General features: G+C 72.7%; 14 protein-coding genes. 8 read left to right on the top strand and 6 right to left on the bottom strand.

Annotation, left to right across the window (positions count from 1 at the left end; genetic code table 11):
* Positions 1–73 precede the first annotated feature (73 nt).
* On the top strand, positions 74–643 hold the full coding sequence (locus ABFX51_RS14890; protein ID WP_091505353.1) for a TetR family transcriptional regulator: 570 nt from the start codon (positions 74–76) through the stop codon (positions 641–643).
* Between the two features lie 186 nt (positions 644–829).
* On the opposite strand, the gene ABFX51_RS14895 is transcribed toward ABFX51_RS14890, so the two are convergent.
* Positions 830–1849, bottom strand: a complete 1020-nt coding sequence (locus ABFX51_RS14895) for an Lrp/AsnC family transcriptional regulator (RefSeq protein ID WP_091505352.1) — start codon at positions 1847–1849, stop codon at positions 830–832.
* 81 nt (positions 1850–1930) lie between these two features.
* On the opposite strand from ABFX51_RS14895, the gene ABFX51_RS14900 reads away from it, so the two are divergent.
* Genes ABFX51_RS14900 through ABFX51_RS14910 form a run of 3 tightly spaced genes read left to right on the top strand, consistent with a single transcriptional unit; the run spans position 1931 to position 6263 of the window.
* Positions 1931–3274: a type III PLP-dependent enzyme domain-containing protein gene (locus ABFX51_RS14900; protein ID WP_346054025.1), complete on the top strand. Its 1344-nt coding sequence runs from the start codon at positions 1931–1933 to the stop codon at positions 3272–3274.
* The gene (locus tag ABFX51_RS14905) at positions 3271–4689 is read left to right on the top strand and encodes a Na+/H+ antiporter NhaC family protein (protein WP_346054026.1); all 1419 of its coding nucleotides are present in this window, start codon (positions 3271–3273) and stop codon (positions 4687–4689) included. The genes ABFX51_RS14900 and ABFX51_RS14905 overlap by 4 nt, the downstream gene beginning before the upstream one ends.
* Before the next feature lie 11 nt (positions 4690–4700).
* Positions 4701–6263, top strand: coding sequence for an N-acyl-D-amino-acid deacylase family protein (locus ABFX51_RS14910; protein ID WP_346054027.1), 1563 nt, complete (start codon positions 4701–4703; stop codon positions 6261–6263).
* 12 nt (positions 6264–6275) lie between these two features.
* On the opposite strand, the gene ABFX51_RS14915 is transcribed toward ABFX51_RS14910, so the two are convergent.
* Together ABFX51_RS14915 and ABFX51_RS14920 are read right to left on the bottom strand one after the other, a co-directional pair.
* Entirely contained in the window at positions 6276–7079 is an 804-nt protein-coding gene (locus tag ABFX51_RS14915; RefSeq protein WP_346054028.1) for an ABC transporter permease, read from the bottom strand.
* Positions 7076–8047: an ATP-binding cassette domain-containing protein gene (locus ABFX51_RS14920; RefSeq protein ID WP_346054029.1), complete on the bottom strand. Its 972-nt coding sequence runs from the start codon at positions 8045–8047 to the stop codon at positions 7076–7078. The genes ABFX51_RS14915 and ABFX51_RS14920 overlap by 4 nt, the downstream gene beginning before the upstream one ends.
* 124 nt (positions 8048–8171) lie before the next feature.
* Between ABFX51_RS14920 and ABFX51_RS14925 the strand changes: the two genes are divergently transcribed.
* Positions 8172–9293 carry an L-talarate/galactarate dehydratase gene (locus ABFX51_RS14925; protein ID WP_346054030.1) on the top strand — a complete coding sequence of 374 codons (1122 nt, stop codon included), beginning with the start codon at positions 8172–8174 and terminating at the stop codon, positions 9291–9293.
* 7 nt (positions 9294–9300) lie between these two features.
* Here the strand turns inward: ABFX51_RS14925 and ABFX51_RS14930 are convergent, their stop codons facing one another.
* From ABFX51_RS14930 to ABFX51_RS14940, 3 genes are read right to left on the bottom strand one after another with little or no spacing between them, the layout of a single operon-like run.
* Complete coding sequence (locus ABFX51_RS14930) at positions 9301–10008, bottom strand: ANTAR domain-containing protein (RefSeq protein WP_346054031.1); 708 nt, start codon at positions 10006–10008, stop codon at positions 9301–9303.
* A 36-nt stretch (positions 10009–10044) separates the two neighbouring features.
* Positions 10045–10872, bottom strand: a complete 828-nt coding sequence (locus ABFX51_RS14935) for a helix-turn-helix transcriptional regulator (RefSeq protein ID WP_346054032.1) — start codon at positions 10870–10872, stop codon at positions 10045–10047.
* Positions 10873–10888: 16 nt separating this feature from the next.
* Positions 10889–11401, bottom strand: a complete 513-nt coding sequence (locus ABFX51_RS14940; protein ID WP_091505346.1) for a MarR family winged helix-turn-helix transcriptional regulator — start codon at positions 11399–11401, stop codon at positions 10889–10891.
* 57 nt (positions 11402–11458) lie between these two features.
* Between ABFX51_RS14940 and ABFX51_RS14945 the strand changes: the two genes are divergently transcribed.
* From ABFX51_RS14945 to ABFX51_RS14955, 3 genes are all read left to right on the top strand, one after another.
* A complete protein-coding gene (locus ABFX51_RS14945; RefSeq protein WP_346054033.1) occupies positions 11459–13366 on the top strand; it encodes an MFS transporter in 1908 nt (635 codons plus the stop codon).
* A 97-nt stretch (positions 13367–13463) separates the two neighbouring features.
* Complete coding sequence (locus ABFX51_RS14950) at positions 13464–14456, top strand: substrate-binding domain-containing protein (protein WP_346054034.1); 993 nt, start codon at positions 13464–13466, stop codon at positions 14454–14456.
* Between the two features lie 47 nt (positions 14457–14503).
* The gene (locus ABFX51_RS14955; protein ID WP_346054035.1) at positions 14504–15997 is read left to right on the top strand and encodes a sugar ABC transporter ATP-binding protein; all 1494 of its coding nucleotides are present in this window, start codon (positions 14504–14506) and stop codon (positions 15995–15997) included.
* Positions 15998–16008: the final 11 nt, after the last annotated feature.

The following is a 16008-nucleotide window of genomic DNA, read 5'->3' on the forward strand; positions in this document are numbered from 1 at the left end:
AACTGGTTGGTTTCTTCGAAGGTAGGCCTCGGTGTGGCCGCTGTCAAACAAACCGGTTGGTTACTATGGGCGGGTGCGAGACGGAGAAGCGACCCGGCGGCGGCTGCTCGACGCGGCCGTCGCGGAGTTCGCCGCACACGGCGTCGCCGGGGCCAGGGTGGACCGGATCGCCGCGGCGGCGCGGGCCAACAAGGCGCAGCTGTACGCGTATTTCGGCAGCAAGGAGAAGCTGTTCGACACCGTGCTGTGGGACAGGGTGGAGCGCAACGTGGACTCCGTCCCGCTCACCGGCGACGACCTGCCGGGCTACGCGACGCGGCTCTACGACGCCTACCTGGAGGACCCGGAGCTGATCCGGCTGGCAACCTGGGCGCGGCTGGAGCGGGTGCCGGAGGGGGACCTGTTCGCCCACGTCGAGGGGCACTACGCCGACAAGCTCGCGGTGATCGCGCAGGCGCAGCGCGACGGCCGGATCGCGGCGGACCTGACCCCGCTGGACCTGCACTCGATGGTGATCGCGCTGGCGATGACGTGGTCCCCGGCGAGCATCACGATCGCGGCGGGGCGCCAGGAGGACGAGTCCGTCCACACGCGACGGAAGCAGGCACTCGCCGCGACGGTGCGGCGGGCCTTCGCACCCTGAGGCGGCTTGGCGGCCGAGGTGGGGCGGCGGAAGTCGGGTTGCCGAGACGAGGTGGCGGGATGTCGCGCCCTGAGGCGTGCGGCGGCCGAGCGCGGTCGGCCGCGGAAGCCACCGTGCCGCGGCGGACCCGCGCCAGAAAGCCGCCGTCGAGGCGCCACCGTCCACAGGCGACAGAATTCGCGATCCTCAGGACGCCTGGAACAGCTCCGGGCTCGGCGGTACCAGCCGGACGCTGCGGCCCTCGCCGTCGAGCAACCGTCCCATCTGCTTGACCGTGCGCAGGCACACCGCCCGGTCCACCACCGTCAGCTCCCCGATGCGGCCCTGCACCGCCGCCTCCAGCGCCGGCAGTTCGTCGAGCGAGCGCAGCCACGCCATCAGCAGCAGGTTCCGCGACCCGGTGAGCGCGCAACACAACCGCACCTGGGGGAGCGCGGCGAGCGCCCGCCCGGCGGCGTCGAGGCCCGACGGAGGCACGCTCGCCCACAGGAACGCCGTCACGGGCGTGCCCGAGATCGACTGCGCGACCTCGCACCGCAGCCGCAACTGCCGTCCGGCGAGCAGCCGGTTCACCCGGCGCCGCGCGGTCGGCTCGCTGATCTCCGCCCGCTCGGCCAGCTCGGTGTAGGGCATCCGCCCGTCCTCGTGCAGCAGCCGGTACAGCCGCTGGTCGGTCCCGTCGACCTTGCCGCCGCGTGGCGCACGGACCGCGTCCTGCTCCGCTTCGAGCGCCGTCCGCTGTGCCGCGTCGAGGCTGCGCAACCGCCACCGGCTCGCCTCGCTGTAGCCGACCGTGCGCACCTCGCACCGGTACCCCCGCGCGGGCAGCGGCTCGATCGCCTCCCGCACGTAGTCCGCGACCGCGGCGGGAGTGGGCCGGGCCAGCACCGCGAGCAGGTTGTACGCGCCGGTCAGGTGGTGGACGTAGACGATCCGGTCGCGTTCGGCGAGTGCTGCGGTGACCTCGTCGAGGCGCCCCGGTAGGCAGTCGATCTCCACGTAGGCCATGCAGAACTCGCTGTGCCGCGCCGGCCCGAGCACGCACGTCACCCACGCCAGGCCCGCCTCGTGCAACCGTTGCCAGCGCCGGGCCGCCGTCGCCGCGTCGATGCCCAGCGCCCTGCCCAATCTTGACCACGAACCGCGGGGCGTCACCTGGACGGCGTTGATCAGCGCGAGATCGAGCTCGTCGACGGAATCCCGCATAAACCACTCCTCTTCCAACGAAAAATGACGGTATCAAGCAATCACCGCTCGTTCAGGCAAGATTCACCGACTCTTGTCGCCATGGAAAGCGCAGGGAGGTTCGACCGGGTCGTGCGGGCCGCGGTCGAGCAGGACGTCCTCGGGCCGGGACAGCCCGTCGCCGGGTTCCTCGACGTGCCGGGGCTGCTGGGTTCCGTCCGCGACCTGTTCGCGGCCTTCGAGCAGGTGCCCGTGCTGCACACCTTCGCCGCGAAGGCCGCGGCGCTCGTGCCGGTGCTGCGGCTGCTCGCGGACGCCGGGATGGGCTGCGAGGTGGCCAGCCCCGGGGAGTACGCGCAGGCCGCGGCCGCCGGTTTCGACCCCGGGCGCGTCGTGTTCGACTCGCCCGCCAAGACCCGCGCGGAACTCGCCCACGCGCTGTCGCTCGGCTCGGCCGTCAACGCCGACAACTTCGCCGAGCTGGACCGGATCGACGCGCTGCTCGCCACCACACCGAGCGCGTCCGCGCTGGGACTGCGCATCAACCCGCAGGTCGGCGCGGGCTCGATCGGCGCGATGAGCACGGCGTCGCGCGACTCGAAGTTCGGTGTCCCGCTTCGGGATCCCGGCGTCCGCGAGCGGGTGCTGGCCGCGTTCACCGCGCGGCCGTGGCTCACCCGGCTCCACGTGCACGTCGGCTCGCAGGGCTGCCCGCTGGAGCTGATGGCCGAGGGCGTGCGCGTGGTGTACGAGCTCGCCGAGGAGGTCAACCGGGCCGCCGGACGGCAGCAGGTGACCGGGATCGACATCGGCGGCGGGCTGCCGGTCAACTTCTCGAGCGACGAGACCACCCCCACCTTCGCCGAGTACGCCGCGTTGCTGCGTGAGCGCGTGCCCGGGTTGTTCGACGGCCACTACACGCTGGTCACCGAGTTCGGCCGGGCGCTGATCGCCAAGCACGGGTTCACCGCCGCGCTCGTGGAGTACGTCAAGGACGCCGGCGGGCGGCGGATCGCCGTGACGCACGCCGGGGCGCAGGTCGCGACGCGCACGGTGTTCATGCCCGAGTCGTGGCCGCTGCGGATCCAGGCGTTCGGGCCGGACGGGGTGCGCAAGCAGGGGCCAATGGTCGTCCAGGACGTCGCCGGGCCGTGCTGCTTCGCGGGCGACATGCTCGCACGCGGGCGCGAACTGCCCGAGCTCGTGCCCGGCGATTTCGTCGTGCTGCCCGACACCGGCGCGTACTACTTCTCCACACCCTGGTCCTACAACAGCCTGCCGCGCCCGGCGGTCCACGGGTTCACCGCCACGACCGGGACGCCGCGGTTCACCCTCATCCGGAAGGAGCAGTCGATGGCCGAGATCGTCGCCGAAAGCGGCGGGGAGCACCGGGACGCCCTGGTCTCGCTCGCCGCGCCGGACCTCGCACGGCTGGAGCGGGCATGACCGCCACGGCCGAGGCAAGCGCACCACCCGCCCCGCCGCGACGGTTCGCCCCGGCGAACGTCGCGCGCTACGCGATCGCCGTCGCCGGGCTCGCCGCCAGCCTGGTGCTCGGGATCTTCGTGCACGCGCCGACCGTCTGGGGCCTGCTGCCCGTGGTGCTGTATGCGGTGCTGTCGCTGTCGGGGATGCACCTCCTGCTGGCGACGGCGTGCGCGCTGTTGTCCGGGATCCTGCTGGACCACCGCGCGCCCGCCGCGGTCGGCGACCTGCTCGGCAAGTCGCTCGGCGACACCGTGACCCTCATCGGCGTGATCGTCGTGCTGGGCGGCGCGCTCGGCGAGGTGCTGCGCGTGACCGGCGCGGCGGACGTGCTCGTGCGGGGCGTGCTGCGGCTGGTGCGGGGCAACAGCCGGATCGGGCTGCAGCTGGGCGTGATGGCGGCGAGCCTGGTGCTCGTGTTCGCGCTCGGCACGCTCGCCGGTGCGCTCGCGATCGCCGCCCCCATCGTCATCCCCGTCGTGGCACGGGCCGGGTTCACGCGTTCGGCCACCGCGAGCATGCTGTTCCTCGGCGGCTGTTCGGGGCTGGCGCTCGCACCGTTCGCCGGGTCCAACATCGCCATCCTCGACGCCGCGAAGGTCGGCTACGGCACGTACCTGCTCGTGGCCGCGGGCCCGCTCGCGGTGTTGTCGATCCTGTTGTCGCTGTTCGTCGTCCCGCGGGTGCAGCGCAGGTCGGCGGCGCGTGGCGACGACTTCTACCCGCCCGAGCTGGTGGACCAGACCACCGACGCGCCCCACGGCCGCCGCGCGACCGTCGTGTTCGCCGTCGCGCTCGTGGCCGCCGTGGCGTACGCGACGATCAGCGGGTCCGGCACCAGTTTCCCGCTCGTCGCGCTGCCCGTGCTCGCCGTGGTGACCGCCGCCGCGGGTGGCCTGAGCGTCCGCGACACCGTGGCCGCGCTCGTGCGGGGCGGGGGCAGGCTGTTCGAGACGTTCCTGATGTTCTGGCTGCTGGCGGCGTTCTTCGCGATGGTCAACGAGCTCAAGCCCTACGACGTGCTGCTGGAGAAGTTCGGGCCGATGCTGCACGACATGCCCGCGCTGCCGTTCGCCGCGGGTGTGGCGATGCTGGGCTGGCTCGGCGTGCCCGGCGCGACCGCGGCCCACGTCGTGTTGCTGAACAAGGTGTTCGGCCCGCTCGGCGCGAGCATCGGGCTCACGCCGGCCGCCTGGGCCGTGACGTACCTGTGGGGGTCCAAAGCGGACACCTACGGGCCGTTCCCCAACGCCAACATGATGTCGGTGCTCGGGTTCGCCGAAAGCACGCGGCTGAAGACCCTCCTGGGCGTCGGCTGGCTCGTGCTGGTCCCGGCGGCCCTGCTGTACCTGGCCATCCTCACCGTGCTGCTGTAGAAGGGACCGCAATGCTGGACGTACTGCTGCGTGGCGCCACCGTCGCCGACGGGACCGGTGCCCCGCCGCGCCGCGCCGACGTCGGGGTCCTCGGCGACCGGATCGCGCTGGTCGGGGAAACCACCGAGGGCGCAAGGGAAACCGTCGACTGCGCGGGGCTGGTGCTCGCGCCCGGGTTCGTGGACCTGCACTCGCACGCGGACTTCTCGATCCGGCAGGCGCCGGTCGCGGAGGCGTGCCTGCGCCAGGGCGTCACGACGATCGTCACCGGGAACTGCGGCAGTTCCCCGTTCCCCGGAGTGCCGGGCGGGGACGCGAGCCTGACGACGATCTCCGAGCGAGACGCCACGGTGTGGCCGGACTTCGCCCGTTTCGCCGCCGCTGTCGAGGAAAGTGAGCCGGCGATCAACGTCGCCGCGCTCGCCGGGCACGCCGCGTTGCGCAGCGCTGTCGCCGGGAACGAGCTGCGCGAACTGACCGCCGACGAGCTGGCACGCGTGTGCGAGCTGCTCGCCGAACAGGCCCGGCAAGGCGTGTTCGGGTTCTCCAGCGGGCTGATTTACGCGCCCGGCTCGTTCGCCCCGCCGCAGGAGCTCGTCGCACTCGCCGAGACCGCGGCGCAGGCCGGACTGCTGTACAGCACGCACATGCGCGACGAAGGTGACCACCTGCTCGACGCTGTGGAAGAAGCGCTCGACACCGCCCGCCGTACGGGTGTGCGCCTGCAGATCTCCCACCTCAAGGCGATGGGGCCGGCCAACCACGGCAAGGTGCGCGAGGCGCTGAACCGGATCCGGCAGGCCCGCGCCGCAGGCCTCGACGTGGCCTGCGACGTGTACCCGTACGCCGCCTCCTCGACCCGGCTCAGCTCCCGGCTGCCGGACTGGGCGCTCGACGGGGGCCTGCCCGCGCTCGTGTCCCGGCTGCGTGACGACGAAACCCGTGCCCGCATCCGGGAGGAACTGGACGCGCGCATCGGCCGCACCGTGCTGCCCGAGGGGACGGTGCTCGCGGCGCTGCCGCCGGGGCCCTACCGGAAGTGGGTCGGTTCCTCGCTCGCCGAGATCGCCGCCGCCGAGGGCCGTCCGGCCGCCGACACCGCGCTGGACGTCCTGCGGGAGCACGCGGGGGACGTGTGGATCGTCAACCACGCGATGGCGGAGTCCGATGTGGACACCGTGCTCGCCGACGAGCTGAGCGCGATCGCCAGCGACGGCTGGGTGCTCGACACCGGGCAGGGCGGGCACCCGCACCCTCGGCACTTCGGCACGTTCGCCCGCGCGCTCGGCTCGTACTCGCGGGAACGCAGCGTGGTAGGTCTCGGCGAGGCGGTGCGCAAGTGCAGCGCGCTGCCCGCGAGCCGGATCGGCCTGACCGACCGCGGCACGATCGCGGAAGGCATGGTCGCCGACCTCACGGTCTTCGACCCCGCGACCGTGATCGACACGGCCACGTACGAGACGCCGCTGTCGTACGCCACAGGCACCAGCCACGTGCTCGTCGGGGGCCGCTTCGCCTTGCGGGACGGCGAAGTCACCGGAGAGCGCCCCGGCCGCGTGCTACGGCGCTCGTGACGCGCAGCCCCGCTACCGGCTCGCCACGCGCCGGTAGCGGGCGGTGGCCAGCGGGGCGAACACGACGATGATCCCGACGCAGCACAGCACCGTGTACAACGCCGCGTGCTCGGCGGGCCAGCCCGCCGGGGGAGTGCCGAAGCGGTTGCCGAACAACTCGCGCGTCGCGTTGACGACCGCCGTGAACGGGTTCCACTCGGCGAACACGCCCAGCGCCCCCGGCAGCTTGTCGAGCGGCACGAACGCCGAGGAGATGAAGCTCAGCGGGAACATCCAGATCAGCCCCGCGCTCTGCGCCACCTCGACGCTGCGCGCCGCCAGCCCGATCAGCGCGCCGATCCACGACAGCGCCCACGCGAACAACAGCATCAGCAGGTAGGCGAACACCGCGTCGAGCACGCTGCCGCGGATCCGCCAGCCGACGATCAGCCCGCACAACGACATCACCAGCAGCGCCACGACACTCACCACGAGATCCGAGGTGGTGCGGCCGAAAACCACCGCGAGCCGGGACATCGGCAGTGAGCGGAACCGGTCGATGATGCCCTTCTGCAGGTCGTTGGCGAACCCGATCACGGTGAACGCCGAGTTGAACGCCACGGTCTGCGCGAAGATCCCCGCGATGAGGAACTCGCGGTACGCGCCGCCACCCGCGTCGCCGCCGATGGCGTCGCCGAAGACGTAGGCGAACAGCAGCACGAACATGATCGGCTGCAGTGTCGCCGCCATCAGCCAGTCCGGGTTGCGGCGCACGTTCAGCAGGTTCCGCCACGTGATCACGCCACCATCGGAAAGCCCCTTCACCAGCGCGTTCACCGGGCCTCCTCCGCTTCGCCGGACACCGCGTGCCCGGTCAGGGACAGGAACACGTCGTCGAGCGTGGGCCGGTGCAGCGCGACGTCCTGCACCACGACCTGTTCGGCGTCGAGCCGCCGCAGGGCCTCGACGAGCGCCTTCGGCCCGGTGTCGACGAGGATCTCGGCCCGGCGCGCCCGCTCGTCCCCGATCGGCTCGCCCGCGCCGACCTCACGCAGCACCCGCAGCGCGACCGCGAGGTCGGCGGCCGACGAAAGCACCAGCTCCAGCCGCTCCCCGCCGGTCTGCGCCTTGAGCTCGTCCGCGGTGCCACGGGCGATCACCCGGCCCCGCTCGAGCACGACGATGGTGTCCGCGAGCTGGTCGGCCTCCTCCAGGTACTGCGTGGTGAGCAGCACGGTCGTGCCGTCGGCGACCAGTTCCCTGACCAGCTGCCAGGTGTCGAGGCGGCCGCCGGGGTCCAGTCCCGTGGTCGGCTCGTCGAGCACGACCACCGACGGCTCGCCGACGAGCGCGCCCGCGAGGTCGAGCCGCCGCCGCATCCCGCCGGAATAGCCCTTCGCGGGCCGGTCGGCGGCCTCTTCGAGCCCGAACCGCGAGAGCAGCTCACGCGCTCGCGCGCGGGCCGCCGGCCGTCGCCTGCCGTACAGACGCCCCACCATGTACAGGTTTTCGAAGCCGGTGAGGTTCTCGTCCACCGCCGCGTACTGCCCGGACAACCCGATCGCCCGGCGGACCGCGTCGGGGTCGGCGAGCACGTCGTGCCCGGCGACCTCCGCCTCGCCCGAATCCGGGCGCAGCAGGGTCGTCAGTATCCGCACGGCGGTGGTCTTGCCCGCGCCGTTGGGGCCGAGCAGGCCCAGCACCTGCCCGGCGGGGACGTCGAGGTCGATGCCGTCGAGGGCCCGCGTGCTCCCGAAGGTCTTCACCAGTGCTCTCGCCCGCACGGCCGGTTCGGTGTGGGTCACGGTGTCCTCCCCTGTCCGGATCGCCCTACCGTAGGCGCACCGGCGGCCGGGCACGTCAGGGTTTTTCCCTGGGCCGGGATCCGGGAAGGTGGAGTGGTCACCACCTGCCGGAAAGGGGAACCGCATGGTCACCGTCGACCGCGTCACCGGGGTGCGCGTCTCGTCCGTCACGCTCCCGCTGCCCGTGCCGATCAGCGACGCGAAAGTGCTGACCGGGCGGCAACGGCCGATGACCGAGGTCGCGATGTTGTTCGCGGAGATCACCACCGAGGCCGGGCTGGAGGGCGTGGGCTTCAGCTACTCCAAGCGGGCCGGGGGACCGGGGCAGTTCGCGCACGCGCGGGAGCTCGCGCCGGTGCTGGTCGGCGAGGACCCCAACGACATCGCGAAGCTCTGGGACAAGCTGGTGTGGGCGGGCGCCTCGGTCGGCCGCAGCGGCCTGTCGGTGCAGGCGATCGCGGCGTTCGACATCGCGCTGTGGGACCTCAAGGCGAAGCGCGCGCGGCTGCCGCTGGGGAAACTGCTCGGTGCGCACCGGGAATCCGTGCGCTGCTACAACACCTCGGGCGGGTTCCTGCACGCGCCGGTCGAGGAGGTGCTGGAGCGGGCCGCGGAGTCGGTCGCGAACGGCATCGGCGGCATCAAGATCAAGGTGGGGCACCCGGACCCGGCGGTGGACCTGGCGCGGGTGGCGGCGGTGCGCGAGAAGATCGGCGACGACGTGACGCTGATGGTCGACGCGAACCAGCAGTGGGACCGGCCCGCCGCGCGGCGCATGTGCCGGGCGCTGGAGCGCTTCGGGCTCGGCTGGATCGAGGAACCGCTCGACGCCTACGACTTCGAGGGCCATGCCGCGCTCACGGCCGCGTTCGACACGCCCATCGCGACAGGAGAGATGCTCGCGGGAGTGGGCGAACACGCCGAACTGATCAGGGCAGGGGGAGCGGACATCGTGCAGCCCGACGCCCCGCGCGTCGGCGGGATCACGCAGTTCCTCAAGGTGATGGCGCTGGCCGACGCCCGGCACCTGCAGCTGGCGCCGCACTTCGCGATGGAGATCCACGTGCACCTCGCGGCCGCCTACCCGCGGGAGCCGTGGGTGGAGCACTTCGAGTGGCTCGACCCGCTGTTCGACGAGCACCTGGAGATCTCGGGCGGCCGCATGCACCTGTCGGACCGGCCGGGGCTCGGGGTGACGATCAGCGAGCAGGCCCGGGCGTGGACGGTCGCGGAGTTCCGGGTCTGACCCGGCTTCAGCCGAGGGGGGCCTCGCCGGTCTCAGTGACCGAGCGGGCCAGCTCGCGCAGCTTGACGTTGCGGTCCTGGGAGGCCTTCTTCAGCAGCTCGAACGCCTGGTCGCGGGTGATCTTGTACCGCTCCATCAGGATGCCGATCGCCTCGCCGATGTCCTGGCGGGTGGTGATCGCCTCGTGCAGCTGCCCCTGGCGGCGCGCACCGGCGAACGCCACGGCGGCGTGCGAGGCGAGCAGCCAGCCCGTGTGCTCGGAGCGCGGGGTGAACGCGTCCGGCCCGCTGGAGTACAGGTCGAGCGCCCCGAGGTTCTCCCGCGTGTCGTCGGTGTAGAGCAGGAAGCTCATCATCCCGCCGATGCCCAGCTCCAGCGCCCGCGGCACGTAGCGCGGCCAGCGGTCGCGTGCGGCGGCGAGGTCGGGCAGGCGGTAGATCTCGCTCACCCGCCGCGCCGCGTCGAAGCACGGGCCCTCGCGCAGCTCGCCCTGGATCCGGTCCGAGGTGACGACCCCGTCGTCAGTCGCGGCGAGCGACTCGACCTCGCCACCGCGGATCGCGAGGATGCCCGCGAACTCGCACCCGTCGACGACCCGGATCGCGTGGTGCACGATGCGGTCGAGCGTGTCCTGCAGCGTCGGCTGGGCGAGCAGGTCCCTGGCCACACCCGCGATGGTCTTGCCCAGTTCGTCCGGTTCCCAGGGCTGCCCCATGTGTCGGCTCCCGTCGTCGCTTCCGAAGTGCCCAACCTAACGGAGATCACCTCCGTGGTGGGGCCGGACTGACCGCACCAGGTGACGCAGCGCGCGTGCCGAGGGCGTGCCGGGGTCGGCGGTGACGAAGGCGATCTGCTGGTCGTCCTCGGGGACGGCGAGCACGTCGCAGTTCACGCGCACGCGGCCGAGGTCAGGATGCGCGAGCGTCTTGCGGCGGTGCCCCGGCGCGTGCACCGGGTGCGTCCGCCACAGCTCGCGGAACTCCTCGCTGCGTTCCCGCAGGTCGGCCAGCAGGCGCCGGAGCGGCTCGTCACGTGGGTAGCGGTCGGCCGCGGCCCGCAGCCGGGCCACGGCGATCGGACCGAACGGGCCGCCTTCCGGCCGTTCCGCGCGCTGACCCTGCAGGAAGTAGCGGCGCGCGAGGTTGGGGTGCGGCCCGAAGTCGCCGAGCAGGGCGTCGGCGAGCGGGTTGCGGGCGAGCACGGTGTACGTCGCGTCGGTGACCACGACACCCGTTTCGGGTAGCCGCGTCAGCAGACCGGCGACGTGCGGGCGCACGGTCCGCACCGGTCCGATCGGCGGCGCGGGATCGGTACCGGCGAGGCGGAAGACGTGGGCGCGCTCGGCCGGGCTCAGTCGCAGCGCGCCGGCGACGGCGTCGAGGACCCGGGCCGACGGGTGCGGCCCGCGCGCCTGCTCCAGCCGGACGTAGTAGTCGACCGACACGGCGGCGAGGCCGGCGACCTCCTCGCGGCGCAGGCCCGGCGTGCGCCGCCGCGTGCCCGCGGGCAGGCCGAGGTCGGCCGGCCGCAGCTTCTCCCGCCGGTCACGCAGGAAACGGGCGAGTTCCTGACGGGACACGGGCACCTCCTCCGCCTCAGTCCGCGGCGCCTTCCAGTGAGACCAGGAGACGCCGCAGGTCGTCGTTGAGCCGCTGCTGGGTGGCGGGGGACAGGGCCGACAGCAGCCGCGTCTCCGTGCCGGTCTTGGTGCCGAGCACCTCGCGGACGCGCCGCAGGCCGGTGTCGGTCAGGCCGACCAGGATCTGCCTGCGGTCGGCCGGATCGGTCTCCCGCCGCACCCAGCCCCGGCGTTCCAGCCCCGCCACGCGCTTGGTCACCCCGCCCGACGTGACGCGCATGCTGTCGAGCAGCGCACCCGCGGACAGGCGGTACGGCGGGCCCGCCCGCTTCAGTGTGGCCAGCAGTTCCAGCTCCCACAGCTCGATGCCGAACGCGGCCAGTTCGCGGCGCAGTTCGGTCTCCAGCCGGTGCGCGACCCGGCGCAGCCGGAGTGCCAGCGCCTTCGCGGTGGATTCCGCCTCGCTGTGCCCGGGTACCTGGTCCATGAGGATGTCGACCCGGTCACGTGGTCCGCCAGCCGCCGCCATCGCCGGTATCCTTAGCTTGGGAAAATTCTTACTGGTCTCGAATCTACTGTGGATGACGTGGTGACTTCAACGGGCAACGCCGACCCGCGGCGCTGGCGCGCGCTGTGGATCTGTCTGGTCGCGGGGTTCATGACCCTGCTCGACGTGAGCATCGTCAACGTCGCGCTCCCGTCGATGGAGCACGGCATCGGTGCCACCCCCGCCGACGTGTCGTGGGTCGTGTCCGGCTACGCGCTGACGTTCGGGCTGGCCCTCGTCCCCGCCGGGCGGCTCGGGGACGACTACGGCCGCAAGCGCATGTTCCTGCTCGGGCTGCTGCTGTTCGTGGCCACCAGCGTTCTGTGCGGGGCGGCGCCCGGCGCCACCTGGCTCGTGGTCGCGCGTCTGTGCCAGGGCATCGCGGGCGGGCTGCTCAACCCGCAGGTCATCGGCATGATCCAGCAGCTGTTCACCGGGCGCGAGCGGGGCAAGGCGTTCGGCCTGTTCGGCGCGACCGTCGGGCTGTCCACCGCGGTCGGCCCGCTGCTGGGCGGCCTGCTCATCCAGGGCATCGGGATGGAGCAGGGCTGGCGGTACGTCTTCTACGTCAACCTGCCGATCGGGCTGCTCGCGATCGCGTTCGGGATGCGGCTGCTGCCGCACGACGAGCGCCGCGGTCCCCGGCGCTCGCCCGACCTGCTGGGCACGCTGCTGCTCGGCCTCGCCGTGGTCTCGGTGATGCTGCCGCTGGTGGAGGCCGAGGAGTCCACGTCGACGCCTCGTTGGTGGCTGATGGGTGTGGGCGCCGCGCTGCTCGTGCTGTTCGTGCTGTGGGAACGGCGGCTGGGCGCCCGGGGCAGGCACCCGCTGGTGAACCTGAAGCTGCTGACGGTGCGCAGCTACTCCGCGGGCGCGCTGCTCGGCATGGTCTACTTCGCCGGGTTCACCGGGATCTTCCTGGTCATGACGTTGTTCTTCCAGCAGGGCCTCGGCTATTCGCCGCTGGAGGCGGGGTGTTCGCTGCTGGCGTTCGCGATCGGCTCGGCGATCTCGCCCGCGATCGGCGGCCGGATCGTGCACCGGTTCGGCCGTCCGCTGGTCGTGTCGGGCATCGTCCTGGTCGTGCTCGGCCTGGGCGCGACGGCGCTGCTGGTGGGGGAGTACGACGGCGCGAACGCCGCGCTCGTGCTGGCCGGGCCGCTGTTCGTGGCCGGGTTCGGCAGTGGCTTCGTGATCGCGCCCAACCAGACGCTCGCGCTGGAGGAGGTGCCGCCCGCGGAGGGCGGGACCGCGGCGGGCGTGCTGCAGACCGGGCAGCGCGTGGGTGCCGCGATCGGCACCGCTCTCGGCGGCTCGCTGTTCTTCGGGCAGCTGACCCGCTCGCACGGCGACTACCACTCCTCGGCCGCGCACGGGCTGGTCGGTTCGGTCGTGCTGGTGGGGGTGGCGCTGCTGGTCGGGCTGGCCGACGTCGTGATGTCCGCCCGCCGCCGCAAGCCCGCTTCGCCGCGTCCCGTCGTCCGCGGCACGGTGGTCGGCGCACCCGCCGCGGTGACGCTGACCTCCTTGCGCACCAACCGTTCTCAACGCGCGGAGGTGGGGGAGGACGGGCGTTTCGAGCTGCCCGTCGAGCCGGGCGAGTACCTGGTGCTGGCCTCGGTGCCCGGCCGCGAGCCCGCGGTGCGGCAGGTGCGGGTGGCGGACGGCCCGGTGACCGCGGACTTCGCGTTCGAGCGGGAGGTGCGGCTTTCGGGTGTGGTGACCGGTCCGGCGGGGCCCGTCCCGTTCGCCCGCGTCGAGGTGCTGGGACCGGACGGCGCGGCCCGGCACACGGCGGTCGCGGACGAGGCGGGGCGCTACCGCGTCGAGGGCCTGCCGCCGGGCGAGTACACCGTCGTCGCGGCGGGCTACGCGCCGACCGCGAGCCCGGTGCGCATCGAAGGCCGCCGCACCCGCCACGACCCGGTCTTCTCCGGCAGCCGGTAACCCGGAAGCGCATTAATTAATAATTAATCTTGACTCTGGTCCGCCCGGGCTCCAGACTGGTCGTCGTCACGAGGTCGGTGTGGATCAGAGGAGAGATATGGGCGCAACGGGGCGTCTCGGCCGGGCGGGCCTGGCGCTGGCGGCCGTGGTGCTGCTCGGGCTCGTCGCGGCGTGCGGCGGCAAGGTCGGTGAGAACGGCCGGTTCGGTGTCGTCTACATGGACGCGCAGGGGTTCTACGCCGGGGTGCGCGCCGGGATGCAGCAGGAGGCCGAGGCGCTCGGGCACGTGCCGCAGCTGCTGCAGATCAACGCGCAGGGCGACGCGTCGAAGGAGAGCACCTTCGTCGACCAGGTGAGCGCCGCGAAGGTCGACGCGCTCATCCTGTCGCCCGCGTCGGCGACCGCGTCGGTGCCGGCGATCAAGCTCGCGCACTCCAGCGGCATCCCCGTCATCTGCTACAACACCTGCATCGCCGAGGACAGCGCGCGGAAGTACGTGTCCGCGTACGTGCTGGGCGATCCGGTCCGCTTCGGGGCGCTGCTCGGGGACCAGGCCGCCGAGCACTTCCGGTCCGCCGGCAAGGCGGAGCCGAAGATCGCCGTCGTCAACTGCGAGTTCGTCGAGGTGTGCATCCAGCGCCGCCAGGGTTTCGAGCAGGCGCTGAAGGCCAAGCTGCCCGGCGCGTCGATCGTCGCCAACCAGGAGGGCGCGACGATCGACGACGCGGTGGACGTGGCGGAGCGCATCCTCACCGCGCACCCCGACGTCGACGCCTTCTACGGCGAGGCGGGCGGCGCGACGATGGGCGCCGTCCGCGCGGTGCAGGCCCGTGGCAAGACCGGGCAGACCGTCGTGTTCGGCAGCGACATGTCCACCGAGGCCGCGCAGGCGCTCGCCGCGGGCACCGTACTGAAGGCCGTCGTCGACATCTCCGGCATCGCCGTCGGCAAGCTCGCCGCGCGGGCCGCCGACCAGGTCCGCAGGGGGGACCTGAAGACCTACACGGTCGTGCCGGCGCCGATCGAGTTGTACGTGGGCCCGCAGCAGGGCGGCGCCTGGCTCACCGCGCACCCGGACGGGGTGCCGTGAGCCACCCGCCACTGTCCACAGCAGACGATCGAGCGAAGGAGAAGTCCGTGACCGCCAACGTCATCGTCGTCGACGGCGTCACCAAGCACTATCCCGGCGTCCGCGCGCTCACCGACGCCTCGCTGACCATCCGCGCCGGTGAGGTCCGCGCGCTGCTCGGCCGCAACGGCGCGGGCAAGTCCACGTTGATCCGCGTGCTGTCCGGGGTGGAGCGGCCGGACGCGGGCACCGTCACCGTCGCGGGCGAGCGGCTCGGTGACGGCGGGGTGCGCCGGGCGGCGGAGCTGCGCGTCAGCACGGTCCACCAGGAGCTGAGCCTCGTGGCGGAGCTGAGCGTCGCGGAGAACCTGTACCTGGGCCGCTGGCCGCGGCGCGGCGGCAAGGTCGACTACCGCGCCATGCGGGCCGGTGCCCGCGCGGTGTTCGAGCGGCTGGGCCTGGCCATCGACCCGGCAGCGACCGTCGGCTCGCTGCCGCTGGCGCACCGGCAGCTGGTCGAGATCTGCCGCGCCGTCCGTGAACAGCCGCGCCTGCTGATCCTCGACGAGCCCACCAGCGCGCTCGCCGCCGAAGAGGTCGACGTCGTGCTGGAGACGGTCACGCGCATCGCGGACGAGGGCGTCGCCGTGCTCTACGTCAGCCACCGGCTGGAGGAGATCCGGCGCATCGCCCACAGCGCCACGGTGATGCGGGACGGCCGCGTCGTCGAAACCGTGGACGTCGCGGAGGCCGACACGAGCCGCATCGTCGCGCTGATGCTGGGCGACACGGCGGCCGCCGTCGAACGGCCGCCGCTGCGGGAGGTCGACCGGTCCGGGGTGCCGCTGCTGTCCGTGCGCGGGCTGCGCGTGCCGCCGAAGGTGCTCGACGTGTCCTTCGACGTGCACCCCGGCGAAATCCTCGGTCTCGGCGGGCTCATGGGCTCCGGGCGAACCGAGGTGCTGCGTGCGATCGCGGGGTTCGACCCGCCCGCAGCGGGCACGATCAGCGTGGAGGGCCGTGAGATCGGCAGGCCCACGGCGGCCGCGATGAAGCGCCTAGGCGTGGGCATGACCCCGGAGGACCGCAAGGACGAAGGCGTCGTGCCGCTGCTCGGGGTGGACGAGAACCTCGTCCTGTCGGACTTCCGCACCGTCCGGAGTGGACCGGCGATCGCGCCGGGCCGGGTCCGGCGCGCGGCGGAGAAACTCATCGGGCGGCTGTCGATCGCCACCGCCGCGGCGGACACGCCGATCGTCAACCTCTCCGGCGGCAACCAGCAGAAGGCCGTGATCGGCCGGTGGCTGCACGCGGGCAGCCGCATCCTGCTGCTCGACGAGCCGACCCGCGGCGTCGACGTGCAGGCCAAGGCCGAGATCTACCGCCTGGTGCGGGAACTGGCCGACGCCGGGGCCGCGATCGTGTTCGTCTCCGGCGAGCTGGAGGAGCTGCCCCTGGTTTGCGACCGGGTGCTCGCGTTGCGCGGCGGCCGTGTCGCCGGCGAGCTGACCGGCGCCGAACTGACCACCGATTCCGTGCTCTCCGCCGCGATGGCGGCCTGACCAAGGCAAGG

This window comes from Amycolatopsis dongchuanensis, assembly GCF_039542405.1.
Lineage (GTDB): Bacteria > Actinomycetota > Actinomycetes > Mycobacteriales > Pseudonocardiaceae > Amycolatopsis_E > Amycolatopsis_E sacchari.